This window comes from Mesorhizobium sp. M0598 (genome assembly GCF_040320865.1).
Taxonomy (GTDB): Bacteria; Pseudomonadota; Alphaproteobacteria; order Rhizobiales; family Rhizobiaceae; genus Mesorhizobium.
Map to the genome: position 1 here is coordinate 390,659 of NZ_JAMYQL010000001.1, position 16,139 is coordinate 406,797.

A 16,139-nucleotide genomic window follows, 5' to 3' on the forward strand; every position below is an offset into this window, starting at 1 on the left:
TTCACGCCTCCACCTCCTCGACGGTTTCGGCGCCGAGCCGTGTCAGCTGGCCCTTGGTCACGCCCTTGCGGAACTTTGGATCGGCGGCCTCGACGAGCAGATAGAACTTGCCGCCGCGCGCATAGGTGAAGCTCGTGGCGTTGAAGACCGGGTGGTAATATTCGGGCAGGCGATTGGCGGCCAGCATGCCGAAGAATGCGGCCAGCGCAGCGCCAAGTATCGCGGCCTCGAAGGCGATGACGAGAAAGGCCGGCCAGGAATGCAGCGGCCGGCCGCCGACATTGAGCGGAAAATCGATCTCGACCGAATAGAGGATCAGGCCATAGACAAACACCGCGCCAGCGATGGCGCCGCCAAGGATGGCCCATGGCAAGCGCGTCTTGCGCATGCCGAGCATGTCGGCCAGCCCATGCACATGGAACGGCGAGAACGCGTCCATGCGCCGGTAGCCGCGCGCCCGCATGGTGCGGACCGCCTCGGTCAGCGCTTCGGGATCGGCGAAAGCCGCAATGACGCCGTAAAGGCTCATCTTGCGCCGCCCCTCTCCCCGGCCAGCTCCTCGACCTCGAAAATGGTGATGGCCGGCAGGACGCGGATGAACAGGAAGACCAATGCGAAGAAAGTGCCGATCGAGCCGAACAGGATGCCGAAGTCGAGCCACCTCAGTGATTGTTCGCCCCAGGACGACGGCAGGTAATCGCGGCTTGGCCCGGTGACGACGATGACGTAGCGCTCGATCCACATGCCGACATTGATGATCAGGGCAATGGCGAACAGCACTGGCATGTTGAGGCGCACCCGCCGGAACCAGAGCAATTGCAAAACAACGCCGTTGCAGGCGAGCATGGTCCAGAACAGCGGCGCATAGGGTCCGAAGGCGCGCTGCCACATCATCGTGCGCTCATAGGTTTCGCCCGAATACCAAGCGAAGAAAGCCTCGGAGGCATAGCCGTAGATGACGATCATGCCGGCGGCGATCATCAGCTTGGCGGCATTGTCCATGTGCCGCAGCGTGATCAGATCCTGGACCGAAAACGCCCAGCGCAGCGGGATGGCGATGGTAAGCACCATGGCGAAGCCGGACAGCAGCGCGCCGGCAACGAAATAGGGAGGAAAGATAGTCGAATGGAAGCCCGGCGTGATGGCGAAGGTGAAGTCGAGCGAGACGATAGAATGCACCGAGACGACCAGCGGCGTGGCCAGTGCCGCCATCAGGAAATAGACCGTCTGGTAGCGCGCCCAATGAAAGGCCGAACCGCGCCAGCCGAGCGCCAGTATCCCGTAGAACAGCTGCGCCGGGCGAGATTTCGCCCGGTCGCGCAGGACGGCGAGATCGGGCAGCAGGCCCATATACCAGAACATCAGCGAAACGCTGGCATAGGTGGCGATCGCCGCGAAATCCCAGACCAGTGGGCTGCGCCATTGCGGCCAATGCATATGCGTGTTGGGTAGCGGCAGCAGCCAGTAGAAGAACCACGGGCGGCCGAGATGCAGGATCGGGAAAAGCCCCGCCATCGCCACGGCAAACAGCGTCATCGCCTCGGCAAAGCGGTTGATCGAGGCGCGCCATGGTTGGCGCAGAAGCAGAAGCACCGCCGAGATCAGCGTGCCGGCATGGCCGATGCCGATCCACCAGACGAAATTGCCGATCATCGTGCCCCAGACAACCGGAATGTTGACGCCATAGGCGCCAACACCGACCGAGATCAGATAGGTAATCGAATAGAGAAAGATGAGGACGAAGACGAAGCAGGCGAAAAACGCGGTCCAGAAATAGCGCGGCAGCCTGCCGTCGAGGACGATCGCACTGATACGGCCGCTGATCTCCGGAAGGTCGTGCCGGCCGCGCAGAACGGGCGGTGCGCCCGGTTTTCCAGCAATAGCCTCAGCCATCGGCTTTCCCGCCTGGCGAGAGACGGCCGTTGATATTCCTGATCTTGCCGAGATAGGTGGTGCGGGGTCGCGTGTTGAGGTCCTCGAGCAAGGCGTAGTGTTGCGGCGCTGCTTTTTCCTGCACGACAGCGGCGCCCTTGCTGTTGAGGTCGCCGAAAACGATCGCCTGCGTCGGGCAGGCCTGCTGGCAGGCGGTCACCACTTCGCCGTCGGCGATGTGGCGGTTTTCGATCTGCGCCTTGATGCGTTTTTCGGAAATGCGCTGGACGCAGTAGGTGCATTTTTCCATCACACCGCGCGAACGGACGCTGACGTCTGGATTGTGCGCGGCCTGTTCCGGTCCGGCCGCATCCTTGTCGAATTCCTGGAAGTCCAGGAAGTTGAAGCGCCGCACCTTGTAGGGGCAGTTCTGTGAGCAGTAGCGCGTGCCGATGCAGCGGTTGTAGACCTGCGCGTTCAGCCCGTCATGGGTGTGGGTGGTGGCGTTGACCGGACAGACGACCTCGCACGGCGCCTTCTCGCAATGCATGCAAGGCACTGGCTGGAAAAAGACGTCGGGATCGTCGAGTGGGCCGGAGTAGTAGCGGTCGATCCGCAGCCAATGCATCTCATGGCCGAGTGCCGACTCGTCCGGCCCGACGGTGGCGATGTTGTTTTCCGCCTGGCAGGCAGAAACGCAAGCCATGCAGCCGATGCATGCCGACTGGTCGATCGACATGCCCCAGGCTTCCTGGCTGTATTGCCAGTCGGGATAGAGCGATCCGGTTGGCGCGGGCGGGGCGCCGTCGCGCACGAAGTGTGGATTTTTGCGGAAGGCCTCGAGCGAGGCATGGCGAACGATCGCCCTGCCCTCCATCGCCTGATGGTGTTGCGTGGTGATGACCCGCGCACTGCCGTCCCGCGGCGCGACCGTGGCGCCATAGACGATCCAGGGAGCCTCGAGGCTTCGCAGCCTGTACGCGTCGTGGCCGTCGGCGAGTGCTGCCACCGAACCGAGCTTCCGGCCGAAGCCCAGAGCAAGTGTCACGGTCTCGTCGGGATGGCCAGGCATGATCCAGACCGGCGCATCGATGTCCGTGCCGTTCGAGGCGATATTGACGACCCGGGCGTTTTCCACCCGAAGCCGCCCCGCCGTCGCTGGCGACATCAGCGCTGCATTGCCCCAGACGATCTTGCTCAGTGGCCGCGGCAATTCCTGCAGCCAGGACGAGTTGGCATTGCGTCCGTCGCGCAGCCAGGGATCGGCGACGAAACGGATTTCGACGCCTTTGGCCGCTTCGACGCGCGGGTTCAGGCCGCGCAAATCCGCCGGCATCGCAACATCGACTGGAGTGCTGGCACTGCCGGATACAAAGCCGTCGCGAAGCGCCTTTCGCCACGCGGGATCGTCCATTGGTTGCGCCCAAGTCGTTTGTGCCCATGTCCGGCGGACGAGCGGCAGCGCAGAAACAGCTAATTCACCGCCAAGCACGGCCAGGATTTCATGCACCGCCCGCCCCTGGTAAAGCGGCCTGATCAGCGGCTGCACGATCGACGCGGTTCCGTCATGGGCGCGCAGGTCACTCCAACTCTCGAGATCATGCGCAGCAGGGACATGCCAGTGTGCGACGAAGGCGGTTTCGTCGCGGTAGAGACCCCAGTGGACAAGAAGCTTCAGCTGCGAAAACACGTCGCGGACATCGAACCCCGCAGGTGCGGTGTGGAGAGGATTGGCGCCGAGTATGACAACGGTGTCGATATCTCGCGCGACGATCGCCTGGCAAAGTGCAGCGAGGTCGCCCTCGATGGGCATCGCGTCGGGCGGCTCGATCAGTTCCACGGTGTTGCCAAGCGCACCAAGCCGCGCATTCATGGCAAGAGCCGCGGCATGGACGAACGGTGTTTGATGGGCGCCCGGCACGATCAGCGCCGAGCGGCCGGCCGCCTTCAGGTCGTCCGCAGTGGCAGCCAACCAGGCCGGGTCCAGTGCCAAGGCGCTTGGCGCCGCTTCGCCGCCAAGCACCGCGCTCAGCGCCGCGGCGACGGCTTCGACCTCGCTCGGCCGCACCGGCCTGCGGTGATCGGCGGCAGCGCCGGTGATCGTCGGCGTCGATTCCACCGCATAGACCCGGCTCATCGTATCGTCCGCCCGGCGCACGCGACGCCGCGCGGCAAAGTCACGGGCGTAGGCGAGACGGCCGGGGCCCTCGCCCAGGAAATCCGCGTCGAGACTGACAATCGCGTCGGCGCGATCGAACCGGTAGACCGGTGCAAGCGCCCTGCCGAAAAGGGTCTGCGTGGCTTCGGCGCCGGACGGCGTTGCCAGGGGATCATGCCGGAACAGCCTCAGCCTGGGGTAGCGCGCGCGCAGCGCCTCAAGCTGCGCCTTCATGGTGGGCGAGGTCGTCGCCTCGATCAGCAGCGCCGCGCCGGCACCGCCTGAGCCGGCCAGCCGCGAGGTGAGCTCGGCCATGTCGGCAAGGAAGTCGCCATAGGCCGCCGGTTCGCCGTGTTTCAGCGGCATGCGGGAGCGATCGGGGTCGAAAAGCGACAGCACCGCCGCCTGCATGATGGCGTCCGTCGCACCGCGCGAGGCCGGATGGTCGGGATTGCCTTCCACCTTGGTCGGCCGGCCCTCATGGCTTTCGACCACCGCACCGATACCGTAGCCATCGCTCGAAAGCGTGGTCGCGTAATAAAGCGGCTTGCCGGGAACGATGTTTTCCGGCTGGCGGATATAAGGCAGGATGTCTTCGGCCCGGCTGCAGGCGGCAAGCCCGGCCAGCGTCAGTGATGCACCCATCAGCTTCAGCAGCGTGCGCCGGTCGAGCCACGGGATGCGCTCGGCGATCGAGGGAAATTCGGCATCGACGAAGCGGCGGAATTCCGGCGTATCGGCGAGCTCGTCGAGGCTTCGCCACAGCTCCGGGCCGGGCGAAAGCCGTTCGCGCAGGCCGGCCATGTCTGGAGCCGCGATCGGTTTGTCAGCGGTGGCAGACATAACAGTCGGTCATGGTCTCGGGGTGGATATCGAGAAGGCTGATGAGTGACCGGCGGATTTCGGCGATGCCGGCCGGTGACTTCCAGTGCATCAGGAACACGTCCTGCGGCGGACGCAAATTAGGCTGGGGATCGCGATGGCATGCCAGGCACCATTCCATCGATAGTGCGTGCGCCCGCCGCATCAGCGGCATGTCGTCGACCTCGCCATGGCACGTCTCGCAGGCGACGCCTTTAGCGATATGGATCGAATGATTGAAATAGACGAAGTCGGGGACACTGTTCACCCGCTGCCACTGCAATGGCTGCCCGGAAGCAAGGCTTGCCCGTATCGGCGCCAGCATGTCCGCGTTGGTGAACAGCTGCGAATGGCAGGTCATGCACACCTCGGTCGCCGGCAGACCCGCCGATGACGCGGTCTCGACGCCGCTATGGCAATAACGGCAATCGAGGCCGAGCTCGCCGACATGGTGCCTGTGGCTGAACGGCACTGGTTGCGCCAACGGCCGGCCAACGCCGGTGACGAAGTCCGAACGCAGGATGGCGGTGCCGCCGAGAGCCGCAAAGATCACCATGAAACACGCGCCCCACAGAGCGAAGCGTGAAATGCCGTTGGCGCTCCTTGAAAAGACCTGCGGCATTCCCTCGCCGATTTCGCATCCAGCAAACCGTATTCACCCCCCAAAACCCCTAACTGCGGCTGCGTGGGTAAGTTCCGGCTGGGGCAGCGGAGATCACAGAATGGTTACCCCGCCCTGGCCCATCAGGTCGGGCTGACCGGAAACCATCGAACCCTCCAAACGTTCGGATGAGGTCACGTTCTGTTTCACCCGGATAAGCATCATGACCATCCCCCACCCCCATCCCATTCGCCGCCGGTCCGGCGTTGCCTTCTGGTGGACGATGTTCGTCGGCGCGCTGCTGACGATCCTCGGCCTGCCGATCGGAGGGGGCGGTGCCTGGCTGATCGCGCTGGGCGGATCCTGGTACTATCTGCCCGCCGGGATCGCCCTGCAGGCCGCCGGCAGCCTGCTGCTTGCCGGCAATGCCGCCGGTGTATGGCTTTACGTCCTGATCTGGCTGGCGACCCTTGCACCCGGCGGCCACCATTTCATGGAGACCAGGATCGGCGACGACATCATTGCCTACGCACTGCCAAAAAGCTGACGCCGGACGATGACGGCTTCGCGGGACGCTTCCATCCTGATCGTCGGCGCCGGCCCGACCGGGCTGACGACGGCACTCGAACTGGCAAGGCGCGGCATTGCACCTCGCATCATCGACCGCAAGGAAGGCCCGACGCCGCTCGCCAAGGCGGTCGGCATCAGTTCGCACAGCCTCGACATCCTTGAACCGTCCAAAGTCGCTGCCCGGTTGCTCGCCGAAGGATTGAAAATTCGCCGAGCCCGTTTCTACTTCGAAGGACGAGCGCTCGGCGAGATCGATTTCTCGATCCTGCCGCACCGCCATAATTTCCTGCTGTCGCTGCCGCAGCGCGACACCGAATCGCTGATGACCGATACGCTCAAGGGATTTGGCATCGACGTCGAATGGCGAAGCACATTTGTCGGCATGGCCGAGCACAAAGGCCGGGCCGAGGTGCGGATCGAGGCGTCAGACGGCCGTGACGAGGCAAGTTTCGACCTTGTCTTCGGAGCCGACGGTGCGCAAAGCACGGTGCGTGATGCCATGGGCATCGGCTTCGATGGCTACAGGCATCGGCGGCAATGGAGCATTGCCGACGCCGACATCGACGATTGGCCCTATGAGCCGATGGCCGCCCACGCATTTCTTCACAGGAACGGCGACGTCGGTTTCGTCATCCCGATCGGCGAGAAGCGCTATCGCGCGGTCTCCAACACCGAGGATGCGCTGGCCCGCATCCCCGGCAATTACCGGATCACGCGGTTGTTGCGGACCGACCGCTTCCATATTCCGGTGCGACAGGCACCGCGTTATCAAACCGCATGCGCCTTCCTGGGAGCGATGCCGCGCATGTGCATTCGCCGCTGGGCGCGCGCGGCATGAATCTCGGCATCGAGGACGCCGCGTCATTCGCCAGGCGTTTCGTCGAAGGCACGCTTGCCGGCTACACAAGCGAACGCCACCCGGTGGGGCAACGGTGGATCACGCTCAGCGAGCGCATCCTCTCGCTGGCCCAATCGGACAACGGCATCATGCAAGGCGTCAGGAACGCGGCCTTCAGCGTCGTCGGCCACCTGCCGCTGCTGCAACGGCCGCTGCTGGAGCGTGTCGCTGGGCTCAAGGAATGACGTGGTCGCATAAACCTTTTCGGCGGACACGCGTTGTTGGTTTTCAAGCCAGGGAGATGACCATGCAGATGAAATCGGAAATCGCCGGCGAGGCCGCCAAGCAACGGCACATCCAGCGCCGGATCGACGAGAAGGACAAGTCCAAATCCAATGGCAGGCAAAAAGGCGCCATGCAGGCCGGTGCCCGCAAATATCCCGAGCCGCCCTTCCCCGAGCAGCACCAGCCGAAGCCGGGGCATGAATGGGCGATCGAGCCGGCGCCGCTTTACGATGCGCCGTACTATATCGGATCGAAAAAGCTCGACGGCAAAGTGGCCGTCATTACCGGCGGCGATTCAGGCATCGGCCGTGCGGTGGCCGTGCTCTATGCGCGTGAAGGCGCCGATGTGGCGATCATCTATCTCTCGGAGGATAGGGACGCCAAAGATACCAAAAGGGCCGTCGAAGCGGAAGGCCGGCGCTGCATTCTGATCAAGGCCGATGTCAGCGAACGCCACCACTGCCACAGCGCGGTGGCTGAGATCGTGCAGGAGTTTGGGCGGATCGACGTGCTGGTCAACAACGCCGCTTTCCAGATCCACTCCAGCGATTTCAGCGAGCTGACCGAGGAGCATTTCGACACGACGCTGAAGACCAACCTCTACGGCTATTTCCACATGGCGCAGGAGGCCGTGCCGCACATGAAACCCGGTTCGGCGATCATCAATACCGGTTCAGTGACCGGCATCGAGGGCTCGAAGCAACTGGTCGATTACTCCATGACCAAGGGCGGCATTCATGCCTTCACCCGCGCGCTCTCGGGCAACCTTGTCGAGAAGGGCATAAGGGTCAACGCCGTGGCGCCAGGCCCGGTTTGGACGCCGCTCAACCCCTCGGACAAGGAAGCCGGCGATGTTTCGAAATTTGGCGCTGACACGCCGATGAAACGGCCGGCCCAGCCGGAGGAGATCGCGCCGGCCTACGTGTTCCTCGCCTCGCCGCACTGCTCGAGCTACATCACCGGCGAGATATTGCCGATCGTGGGCGGCTATTGACGGCATGTATTTCATTGCCCTGGCCACTGATTATGACGGCACGCTGGCGCATGAAGGGCTCGTTGCCGAGAAGACGCTTGCGGCGCTTGAACGCTTCAAGAAGAGCGGCCGCAAACTCATTCTCGTCACCGGGCGCGAGCTGCCCGACCTGAAACGCGTCTTTCCCGAAGTCGCGATCTTCGACAAGGTGGTCGCGGAAAACGGGGCGCTGATCTACACGCCGGCCAGCGAGGAGGAGCGGACGATATCTCCGCCGCCCGCCCCCGAGTTCATCGCCAAACTCAGGAAACGCGGTGTCAAACCGCTTTCGGTCGGACGCTCGATCGTCGCAACCTGGGAACCGCATCAGGCTACCGCGCTCGAGGTCATCAAGAAATTGGGGCTGGAGCTGGAAATCATCTTCAACAAGGGCGCGGTGATGATCCTGCCCAGCGGCATCAACAAGGCGACCGGGCTGACAGCCGCGCTTCAGGACCTCAGATTGTCGCCGCACAACGTCGTCGGTGTCGGCGACGCCGAAAACGACCACGCCTTCCTGCGCGCCTGCGGCTTCAGCGTGGCCGTCGACAACGCACTGCCGGCAGTCAAGGATACGGCGGATCTCGTGACACGCGGCGCGCGCGGAAAAGGCGTCGAGGAACTGATCGCCAAGGTGGTCGAGCGCGATCGCGAGCTTGTGCCGAACCGCGACGGCATTCTCCTTGGCTCGGAGGATGGCAAGGAGGTGTATCTGTCGCCAACCGATACGGTGCTGATCGCCGGCAGCTCCGGCATCGGCAAATCGACCCTGGCGACCGCACTGACGGAGCGCTTCGTCGAGAGAAAGTTCCAGTTCTGCATCTTCGATCCGGAAGGCGACTATGACGGCCTCGAAGGCGCCGTCCGGCTGGGCGACGGCTCGAACGCGCCGACGAAGACGCAGTTGCTCGATCTCCTGGAGAAGCCGGACAACAATCTGGTCGTCAATGGCCTGGCGCTGCGCGTCAACGAGCGGCCGGACTTCTTTGCCGACCTGCTGCCGGGCCTTGGCGGCGTTCGCTTCCGCACGGCACGACCACACTGGCTGATCATCGACGAGGCGCATCACCTCTTGCCGAAGCGGCGCGACGACACGCCAATGGTGCTGGCCATGGAATTGCCGGGCACGATCCTGATCACGGTTCATCCGGACGCGATCTCAACCGAGGCATTGCGGCTGGTCACCGCCGTCATCGCACTCGGCCCCAAGGCGAAAAAGGTCATCAAGACGTTCTGTCACGAGACCGGCACCGAACCGCCAAAGGACAAGGACCTGAACTCTCCAAAAGACGAGCGCGTGCTGTTCTGGCGGCCGCAGGCGCGCAAGAAACCTGCCATGGTCGAGCCGATCGAGCCGCGGCAGTCGCTCAAGCGCCACAGCCGCAAATATGCCGAGGGCCAGCTCGACGAGAAGGGCAGCTTCTATTTCCGCGGCCCCGACAATGCGATGAACCTCCGCGCCCATAATCTGATGATTTTCGCCCAGATCGCCGAGGGCATCGACGACAGGACCTGGGAACATCATTTGCGCGCCGGCGACTATTCCGAATGGTTTCGCCACCAGATCAGGGACAAGGAACTGGCGCGCGAAACCGCCGAAGCGGAGAAAGACGGCACACTTTCGGCGCAGGAGAGCCGCAACCACGTCCTGGACGCGGTGCGCCGCCGCTATACCGCGCCCGCGACCGCGCCGAAGGAATAGATGCAAACGGCGCCCAGCCGGTCCCAAGCCGGCTGGGTTCACTTCGTGATCGATCTCCGTCCCGCCTCGGCAGACGGCCGAGTCCCAGTCGGTTCCAACCGTCGATGGTCCATCGTGGAACCTCATCCGCCAAACGAGATTGTGTTCTATCGGGCGCCAGATCTATTCAATGCTGAATAATTGCCCGAAAGGAGACGATGGATGAGCAACGACCGGGACAAGGATGGTCCTGTCTTTTCAGCGGAACAGGCGCGGCAGGGCGAGATCATCCTGCGGACGCGGGCGCGCCGGATCACTTTCATCGCCGGCCTGGTGGGTCTCGTCTTGCTGGCATTGCTGGTGTGGTGGATTTGAATTCCTGACGGCTGGAGCGAAATCATGAAATCACAGCTTGTTGCCGAAAGCGCCGGACAGAGAACGTTCGTCGTTGTGCTTGATCCCGGCGAAGAGGCGTTTGCGCAGCTGACGTCCTTTGCCGTTGACAACGGCATTGGCAGTGCGTCGCTGACCGCGCTAGGTGCTTTCGAAAGGGCAACTGTCGGCTGGTTCGACCCTGGAGAAAGGACCTACCGGAAAATCCCCGTCCGGGAACAGTGTGAAGTGCTGAGCGCGATCGGCGATGTTGCCATCGGCGACGACCGCAAGCCCAGCCTGCACGTCCACGCAGTCCTTGGATTGAGTGACGGCACCACGAGGGGCGGTCATCTGCTGGACGGCATCGTGCGGCCGACGCTCGAGGTCACATTGGTGGAGACGCCTGGCCATCTGCGCCGCAGGCACCGTCCCGAACTCGGCGTCGCCCTGATCGACTTGGAGGCTTGATCTGAGCCGATCACTTCGTTGATTTGACTGCGGCCGTTTCGGGTACGACCTCCCAACCGAAGACGCTGCGGCCGCCGAGCAGATGCGATTGCTCGAACTCCCCGGCGACGATTTCCTTCAGGCTTGGGCCGGTGACATAGCGCTCGACCTGCCTCGACTGGTCGTCCAGCCGCCGCAACGCGCCGATCTCTTCGTCACGGCCGAGCCTGGCCTTCTGGACAGCCGACTTCAGCACGCCGATCGTCTCGTCATAGACCTTCAGCGGCACGGGGAACGGGTGCCTGTCCTTACCGCCATGCGCCAGCGAGAAACGGCCTGGATCGGAAAAACGGCACGGCGCGCCATGCACGACTTCGGCGACCAGCGCCAGCGCCCGCACCGTGCGCGCGCCGACATTGGGCACGAGGAGAAGCCCGGCGAAATCTGTCGGGCCGCGCTCGGCCGCCGCCGCGATGTTGCCGTGCAGGCGGCGCATGACGACATCGCCTTCGCGTACATCGTGGTGCGCCGGCATCACCAGATGCGGCAGCAGCTTTTGTGCCGGCTCCGGCGCTGGCGCCGAACCCCGCTCCAAAGCGGCAAGCTCCCTCACGATGCGATCCGGTCCAAGGTCGTGCAGAAGGTCCAGTTGTCCCTGGCGCGACGCTTCGGCGCGGCGGTCGGTCAGGTTGACGATCTCGCCCTGGTTGGCGCCCTCGATGGCAGCATGCGGCTGGTCGACAAAGCTCTTCAGGCCTTCGGACAGCCAGTGATAGCGGCGCGCCACCTTGCTGTCGCCGTTCATGCCCTGCTGCACCACCACCCACTTGCCGTCGTCGGTGACGATAAAGCCGTGCAGATAGAGATCGAAACCGTCCTGGACCGCGGCGCTGTCCACCTTGGCGACAAGCCGGCTGGCAGTCGCGAGGCCTTGCCCGTCGAGGCCGACACGCTCGCCGATCAGGGCAAGCTCGTGCGGGGTCTTGCGCGAATGCGCGCCGCGGCCGCCGCAAACGTGGATGCCGAGTTCGCCGGAAAGCGGCGACAGACCGCGCTTCAACGCTCCGACGACGCTGGTGGTGATGCCGGAAGAGTGCCAGTCCATCCCCATTACGGCGCCAAAGGACTGGAACCAGAACGGATGCGCCAGCCGGCGCAGCAACTCATCGCGGCCGTAATGGTGGATGATCGCCTCGCACATGACCGCGCCAAGCCGCGTCATGCGGTCGCCGAGCCATTTCGGCACGCGTCCGCCGTGAAGTGGAAGATCAGCACTTCCCGATCGCTGTGCCACGGTCTTTTGCTTGCTCCTTGAGTCCTGCCTCGAAAGATAGGTATCGAAAGGGGTGTGGAGAAGCTATGGCCTGATTCAGGCCGCGATCGTTGCAAGCCGCCAGCTAGCGGGCAGGTTCGCTGAGGAGATCAAACTTCTGGATCTCGCAATGCTCGCCCACCGATGCCAGCAGATCCATTGGCGGTGCGCCAGTGTCCGGCCGCCTCCAACTGATCTCGAACGAGAACACAGGGTCCTTGAGATCTGGGCGCCTCTCTATTGCGACGAGGCGTGCCTGGTAGCCAAGCGGCCCGATGAGCGCATCGAGCTCCTGTCGAGCCGCGGCCTTCCACGTCAGTGCCAACTGGGCATGGTGTTCGCGCGACATTCGAAGGTCCACCCATTTCAGGACCAGCAAGGTGGCCAGCGTCAGCGCCGTGCCGGCCGCGCCCAAGCCGTATTGGCCACCACCGAAAGCCAATCCGATCGCCGTCATCACCCACAACGTGGCCGCCGTGGTGACGCCGCTGACAAGATTGCCGCGGCGAAGAATGGCGCCACCGCCGATAAAGCCGACGCCGGTCAACACGCCCAGCGGAAAGCGCAAGACGTCCATCGATGCAAACGAATCCGGATGCTTGCCAACGGTCTCGAGCAGAATACTGGCCTGGATCATTGTGATGGCGGCGGCCAATCCGACCAGCACGGTGGTGCGTAGCCCCGCCGCGTGCCCGCGCGCCTCGCGGTTGAGGCCTATCAACAGGCCGGCGAGCGCGGTCAGAAGCAGTCGTGCCGCGATGTCCTGCCAGACCGGAACAACGAGGAGCATCGCGGTCACCCGTCAGGCCAAGCGCTGCTGGCCAAGAATAGCGCCAGGGTCAAAGCGAACAAGGGCGAGAGCGTCTTCATCGCAAATTCTTTTCGTCGATAAGCAACAAACGATGCGCTTGGATTTTGGTTGCGCCGCCGACGATCCACCCCGGCAATGGGCAGCGGCGGAACAAAACCTTCGGCCTGCGGGTTGGTGGGTTCACGCCAACGAAGGATTTGCAGTCATGGTCCGCTTGCTGCTTGCCGGAGCCGTCGCTTATCTGGCCTATCGCATCACCAAGGAGATCGGTGGGTCCGACGAGGTCGATCCGCGGTCGCCTTCACCCGACCAAACCGGCCGCAAGGTGCCGAGGCGGGAAAGCGGGGCGCAGGGGAATGGCAGGCGACGGTAGCGAATGCCTCAGCGGCGGCGCGGACCAGCCATGACCGCATTTCCGTTGCCGCTCGACCTTCGTCCGATGGAAGCCAAAGCCGCCGACGCAATTCCTGGCGGCGACGGGCTTTGGCAGTACGAACCGAAATGGGACGGGTTTCGCTGCCTCGTGTTCAAGGGCGACGATGCCGTCGATCTGCGTGCAAAATCGGGCAAGCCGCTTGGCCGCTATTTTCCCGAACTGGTCGCGGTGCTGCGCGATGTGAGGTCGCGACAGTTTGTGGTCGACGGCGAGATCATCATCGAGGTCGACGGATCGACTTCATTCGAGGCCCTGCAAATGCGCCTCCATCCCGCCGAAAGCAGGATCCGCAAGTTGAGCCTCGAGACGCCTGCCATGCTGGTCCTGTTCGACATGCTGGCCGAACCCGGCGGCGGGATCATCATCGAAGAGCCTCTCACCACCAGGAGGCAGGCGATCGAGGCCTTTGTCGCGTCGGCGGCACGGCCCGAACTGCACCTGTCCAAATATACGCACGACGCCGCTGCCGCCGAGCGCTGGCTGCAAGGCGCCGGCCATGGCTCGACCGACGGTGTCGTTGCAAAACTGATCGCCGGGCCATACCGGCCCGGCGAGCGCGCCATGGTCAAGGTCAAGCGGCTGCGCACTGCGGATTGTGTGGTCGGCGGCTTTCGCTATCTCGCCGGCAGCAACGAAGTCGGATCCCTGCTGCTCGGCCTCTACAACAACGAAGGCAGGCTGGACCATGTCGGGTTCACCTCGACCATCGGCAGGGACGACAGGGCGGCGCTGACCAGACGGCTGGAAAAACTGCGGGCCAAACCGGGTTTCACCGGCAAGGCGCCGGGCGGACCAAGCCGCTGGAGCACGGAGCGCAGCGGACAATGGGAACCGATAAAGCCTGAACTGGTGGTCGAGGTTCGGTTCGACCATGTGACAGGCGACCGGTTCCGGCACGGAACCAAGCTGTTGCGCTGGCGGCCGGACAAAGAGCCCCGGCAATGCACGTTCGAGCAGATCGAGTGAATCCGCTCCGAGGCACCGCTTCAAGGCTCTAGCTGCCCGCCCTACCGTTCATGAGGGACCAATGCAGAATTCACCGGTTTCCCGCGGCCAACCGAGCCTTGGCAACCATTTCCGAGGCTCGGTTGCGGTTTTGAAATCAAGCGGCTTCTTGCATTGCGCGTTCGTTGACACCGCTTTCGCCGAGCTTGGAAAGCGCTTCGTCGGTCGCGACCTCTTCCTTGAGAGTTGCCCTGAGCAGCTCGACAACGTCGCTCTTGCCGAGTTCTTCCGCCCACGCGATCAAAGTGCCGTAGCGAGCGATCTCGTAATGTTCGACGGCCTGCGCCGCGCCGACAAGCCCGGCGTCGAGCGCGGGAGCACCGTTATACTCCTCGAGCACTTCCGAGCCCTCTTCGATAATGCCGTCAATCGCCGGGCAGGTCTTGCCACGGGCCGGCTTGCCGAACTTCTCGAACACCTCCTCCAGGCGGTCGACATGTCCTTCGGTTTCCATGCGGTGTTTCTCGAAGGCGGCGGTCACTTCTTCCGACTCCGCGCCCTTGGCCATTTTAGGCAGCGCTTTCAGTATCTTCTTCTCGGCGTAGTAGAGGTCTTTGAGCCCGTCGAGGAACAGATCCTCAAGGCCCTTGCTTGCCGCCTTCGCGGCCTTTTTCGTGGTCGCCATGATCCTCTCCCGAATGGTTGGTGCCGCCTCGCAAAGTAGAGGCGTCCCATAACCCTCCGACGGGAAACAAGTTCCCTGACGGTCCGGGAGCTTTGAAAATTTTTCCGACCCGCCGTGTAGTGTCGCAAGGGGCTTCGACCTGCGGCAGCAATCGGCCAGGAAAGCGCCGTCAGCGCTCGCCGATATGCTCGACCAGGCGGGTATATTCGGCCTCGGCCAGGCCGTAGCCGCCATCCGCCAGTGCGACGAGACCATCGCGATCGCGAATGATAATTTCGCCGCGGCGGGACCGGATGAGCCCTCGCCCCTCGAGCAGCTGCAGCGCGACCGTGACACCCGGACGCCTTACGCCAAGCATGATCGACAGGAATTCGTGAGTGATCGTCAGCCGGCCGCCGTCCACCCGATCGTCACACATGAGCAGCCAGCGCGCCAGCCGGTCTTCAAGTTTCGATCGCGCGTTGACCAGCGCCGTATAGCCGGTCTGGACATGCAGATATTGCACGTAGCGCAGCAAGAACAGCCGCAGCGTCGGGCTTTGCGTCAGCGCCGCCTTGAACGGCTCGGCGTCGATCCTGGCGGCTTCTCCCGCCAGCTGCACATAGCAATCATGGACCGTACGGTCGTCGCCCATTATCAGGGCCGAGCCGGTCATACCTTCCAAGCCGACAAGGCCAACTTCCGCATCGCTGCCGTTCGGCATTTTCGCAACCACCGAACCGATGCCGTCCTCGAGGAAATAAATGGCCTCGATCGGGGATCCGGACACTTCGAGCGATTGCCGTAACTCCAGTGAACAGCGCTCGATGTGCGGCTCGAGAGATGCGAAATCGCCGGCGCTCATCCGGCGCAACAGCTTGTTTCTGTATAGATTTCTATTGGAAATTGCTGGATCAGACATAGCTAGCCCCAAAACAGGGCAAGAGCTTTTTTATCTCCCAGCCGTCCGCGCCCGGTATAATCTGCGGACGATAACGCTCATATAGGCACTGAAAGGTATGGAGCCTACTAAATAAAAAAATGAATCGATGCACGACAGTTTCTCCTGCCGCTTGCCTACGAAAACATCCGACTGAAAGTTAGAGTTGGAAACGTACCAAAGACGGTTTGGTACGAAAACGACAATTGAGGTCACCGGACGCGAAAGAGCCCGTCGCGAGGGATGCAACGGGCTCCATTCGGGCGTCGTGGGCTACGCCCAATGATCCAAATGAGGGGTGGGTTGGATCGCAGCAACAATGCAGGTGCAA

General features: G+C 63.2%; 17 protein-coding genes. 9 read left to right on the forward strand and 8 right to left on the reverse strand.

Annotated elements, in window-relative coordinates; translation table 11 throughout:
• Position 1: 1 nt before the first annotated feature.
• Genes NKI59_RS01935 through NKI59_RS01950 form a run of 4 tightly spaced genes read right to left on the reverse strand, consistent with a single transcriptional unit; the run spans position 2 to position 5,513 of the window.
• Positions 2-529, reverse strand: coding sequence for a DUF3341 domain-containing protein (locus tag NKI59_RS01935; protein ID WP_352449571.1), 528 nt, complete (start codon positions 527-529; stop codon positions 2-4).
• Positions 526-1,893, reverse strand: a complete 1,368-nt coding sequence (gene nrfD / locus NKI59_RS01940; protein ID WP_352701989.1) for an NrfD/PsrC family molybdoenzyme membrane anchor subunit — start codon at positions 1,891-1,893, stop codon at positions 526-528. The genes NKI59_RS01935 and nrfD overlap by 4 nt, the downstream gene beginning before the upstream one ends.
• Positions 1,886-4,873, reverse strand: a complete 2,988-nt coding sequence (locus tag NKI59_RS01945) for a TAT-variant-translocated molybdopterin oxidoreductase (protein WP_352701992.1) — start codon at positions 4,871-4,873, stop codon at positions 1,886-1,888. Before NKI59_RS01945 ends, nrfD begins: the two co-directional genes overlap by 8 nt.
• Entirely contained in the window at positions 4,857-5,513 is a 657-nt protein-coding gene (locus NKI59_RS01950; RefSeq protein ID WP_352684423.1) for a cytochrome c3 family protein, read from the reverse strand. Before NKI59_RS01950 ends, NKI59_RS01945 begins: the two co-directional genes overlap by 17 nt.
• A gap of 202 nt (positions 5,514-5,715) precedes the next feature.
• Between NKI59_RS01950 and NKI59_RS01955 the strand changes: the two genes are divergently transcribed.
• The 7 genes from NKI59_RS01955 (at position 5,716) to NKI59_RS01985 (ending at position 10,721) form a co-directional block, all read left to right on the forward strand.
• Complete coding sequence (locus NKI59_RS01955) at positions 5,716-6,039, forward strand: hypothetical protein (protein ID WP_352701994.1); 324 nt, start codon at positions 5,716-5,718, stop codon at positions 6,037-6,039.
• 9 nt (positions 6,040-6,048) lie between these two features.
• Positions 6,049-6,900, forward strand: coding sequence for an FAD-dependent oxidoreductase (locus NKI59_RS01960; RefSeq protein WP_352701996.1), 852 nt, complete (start codon positions 6,049-6,051; stop codon positions 6,898-6,900).
• Positions 6,897-7,145, forward strand: a complete 249-nt coding sequence (locus NKI59_RS01965; RefSeq protein WP_352701998.1) for an FAD-dependent monooxygenase family protein — start codon at positions 6,897-6,899, stop codon at positions 7,143-7,145. The genes NKI59_RS01960 and NKI59_RS01965 overlap by 4 nt, the downstream gene beginning before the upstream one ends.
• A gap of 62 nt (positions 7,146-7,207) precedes the next feature.
• Positions 7,208-8,179, forward strand: coding sequence for an SDR family oxidoreductase (locus tag NKI59_RS01970; RefSeq protein ID WP_352702000.1), 972 nt, complete (start codon positions 7,208-7,210; stop codon positions 8,177-8,179).
• Positions 8,180-8,183: 4 nt separating this feature from the next.
• The gene (locus tag NKI59_RS01975) at positions 8,184-9,899 is read left to right on the forward strand and encodes an HAD family hydrolase (protein WP_352702002.1); all 1,716 of its coding nucleotides are present in this window, start codon (positions 8,184-8,186) and stop codon (positions 9,897-9,899) included.
• A 201-nt stretch (positions 9,900-10,100) separates the two neighbouring features.
• Complete coding sequence (locus NKI59_RS01980; RefSeq protein WP_352617829.1) at positions 10,101-10,253, forward strand: peptide ABC transporter permease; 153 nt, start codon at positions 10,101-10,103, stop codon at positions 10,251-10,253.
• A 24-nt stretch (positions 10,254-10,277) separates the two neighbouring features.
• Positions 10,278-10,721 (forward strand): PPC domain-containing DNA-binding protein, encoded by a 444-nt coding sequence (locus NKI59_RS01985; RefSeq protein WP_352702004.1) that lies wholly within the window; start codon positions 10,278-10,280, stop codon positions 10,719-10,721.
• A gap of 10 nt (positions 10,722-10,731) precedes the next feature.
• Here NKI59_RS01985 and NKI59_RS01990 read toward each other — a convergent pair whose 3' ends face one another.
• Together NKI59_RS01990 and NKI59_RS01995 are read right to left on the reverse strand one after the other, a co-directional pair.
• On the reverse strand, positions 10,732-11,994 hold the full coding sequence (locus NKI59_RS01990; RefSeq protein ID WP_352702006.1) for a DUF763 domain-containing protein: 1,263 nt from the start codon (positions 11,992-11,994) through the stop codon (positions 10,732-10,734).
• Positions 11,995-12,097: 103 nt separating this feature from the next.
• Positions 12,098-12,802 carry an MgtC/SapB family protein gene (locus NKI59_RS01995; RefSeq protein ID WP_031194456.1) on the reverse strand — a complete coding sequence of 235 codons (705 nt, stop codon included), beginning with the start codon at positions 12,800-12,802 and terminating at the stop codon, positions 12,098-12,100.
• 226 nt (positions 12,803-13,028) lie between these two features.
• Between NKI59_RS01995 and NKI59_RS02000 the strand changes: the two genes are divergently transcribed.
• Both NKI59_RS02000 and NKI59_RS02005 read left to right on the forward strand, forming a co-directional pair.
• Positions 13,029-13,196, forward strand: coding sequence for a hypothetical protein (locus NKI59_RS02000; RefSeq protein WP_023677102.1), 168 nt, complete (start codon positions 13,029-13,031; stop codon positions 13,194-13,196).
• Between the two features lie 30 nt (positions 13,197-13,226).
• The gene (locus tag NKI59_RS02005; protein ID WP_352702008.1) at positions 13,227-14,225 is read left to right on the forward strand and encodes an ATP-dependent DNA ligase; all 999 of its coding nucleotides are present in this window, start codon (positions 13,227-13,229) and stop codon (positions 14,223-14,225) included.
• A gap of 136 nt (positions 14,226-14,361) precedes the next feature.
• On the opposite strand, the gene NKI59_RS02010 is transcribed toward NKI59_RS02005, so the two are convergent.
• Together NKI59_RS02010 and NKI59_RS02015 are read right to left on the reverse strand one after the other, a co-directional pair.
• On the reverse strand, positions 14,362-14,889 hold the full coding sequence (locus NKI59_RS02010; RefSeq protein ID WP_023677104.1) for a YciE/YciF ferroxidase family protein: 528 nt from the start codon (positions 14,887-14,889) through the stop codon (positions 14,362-14,364).
• 169 nt (positions 14,890-15,058) lie between these two features.
• Positions 15,059-15,790 (reverse strand): Crp/Fnr family transcriptional regulator, encoded by a 732-nt coding sequence (locus tag NKI59_RS02015; protein ID WP_023677105.1) that lies wholly within the window; start codon positions 15,788-15,790, stop codon positions 15,059-15,061.
• Positions 15,791-16,139: the final 349 nt, after the last annotated feature.

Bases quoted from the DNA above. Each gene is read 5' to 3' on its own strand.
- nrfD (WP_352701989.1), bottom strand. From the start codon at position 1,893: ATGGCTGAGGCTATTGCTGGAAAACCGGGCGCACCGCCCGTTCTGCGC.
- NKI59_RS01975 (WP_352702002.1), top strand. From the start codon at position 8,184: ATGTATTTCATTGCCCTGGCCACTGATTATGACGGCACGCTGGCGCAT.
- NKI59_RS01945 (WP_352701992.1), bottom strand. From the start codon at position 4,873: ATGTCTGCCACCGCTGACAAACCGATCGCGGCTCCAGACATGGCCGGC.
- NKI59_RS01995 (WP_031194456.1), bottom strand. From the start codon at position 12,802: ATGCTCCTCGTTGTTCCGGTCTGGCAGGACATCGCGGCACGACTGCTT.
- NKI59_RS02010 (WP_023677104.1), bottom strand. From the start codon at position 14,889: ATGGCGACCACGAAAAAGGCCGCGAAGGCGGCAAGCAAGGGCCTTGAG.
- NKI59_RS01970 (WP_352702000.1), top strand. From the start codon at position 7,208: ATGCAGATGAAATCGGAAATCGCCGGCGAGGCCGCCAAGCAACGGCAC.
- NKI59_RS02015 (WP_023677105.1), bottom strand. From the start codon at position 15,790: ATGTCTGATCCAGCAATTTCCAATAGAAATCTATACAGAAACAAGCTG.
- NKI59_RS01980 (WP_352617829.1), top strand. From the start codon at position 10,101: ATGAGCAACGACCGGGACAAGGATGGTCCTGTCTTTTCAGCGGAACAG.
- NKI59_RS01935 (WP_352449571.1), bottom strand. From the start codon at position 529: ATGAGCCTTTACGGCGTCATTGCGGCTTTCGCCGATCCCGAAGCGCTG.
- NKI59_RS01965 (WP_352701998.1), top strand. From the start codon at position 6,897: ATGAATCTCGGCATCGAGGACGCCGCGTCATTCGCCAGGCGTTTCGTC.
- NKI59_RS02005 (WP_352702008.1), top strand. From the start codon at position 13,227: ATGACCGCATTTCCGTTGCCGCTCGACCTTCGTCCGATGGAAGCCAAA.
- NKI59_RS01985 (WP_352702004.1), top strand. From the start codon at position 10,278: ATGAAATCACAGCTTGTTGCCGAAAGCGCCGGACAGAGAACGTTCGTC.
- NKI59_RS01950 (WP_352684423.1), bottom strand. From the start codon at position 5,513: ATGCCGCAGGTCTTTTCAAGGAGCGCCAACGGCATTTCACGCTTCGCT.
- NKI59_RS02000 (WP_023677102.1), top strand. From the start codon at position 13,029: ATGGTCCGCTTGCTGCTTGCCGGAGCCGTCGCTTATCTGGCCTATCGC.
- NKI59_RS01960 (WP_352701996.1), top strand. From the start codon at position 6,049: ATGACGGCTTCGCGGGACGCTTCCATCCTGATCGTCGGCGCCGGCCCG.
- NKI59_RS01955 (WP_352701994.1), top strand. From the start codon at position 5,716: ATGACCATCCCCCACCCCCATCCCATTCGCCGCCGGTCCGGCGTTGCC.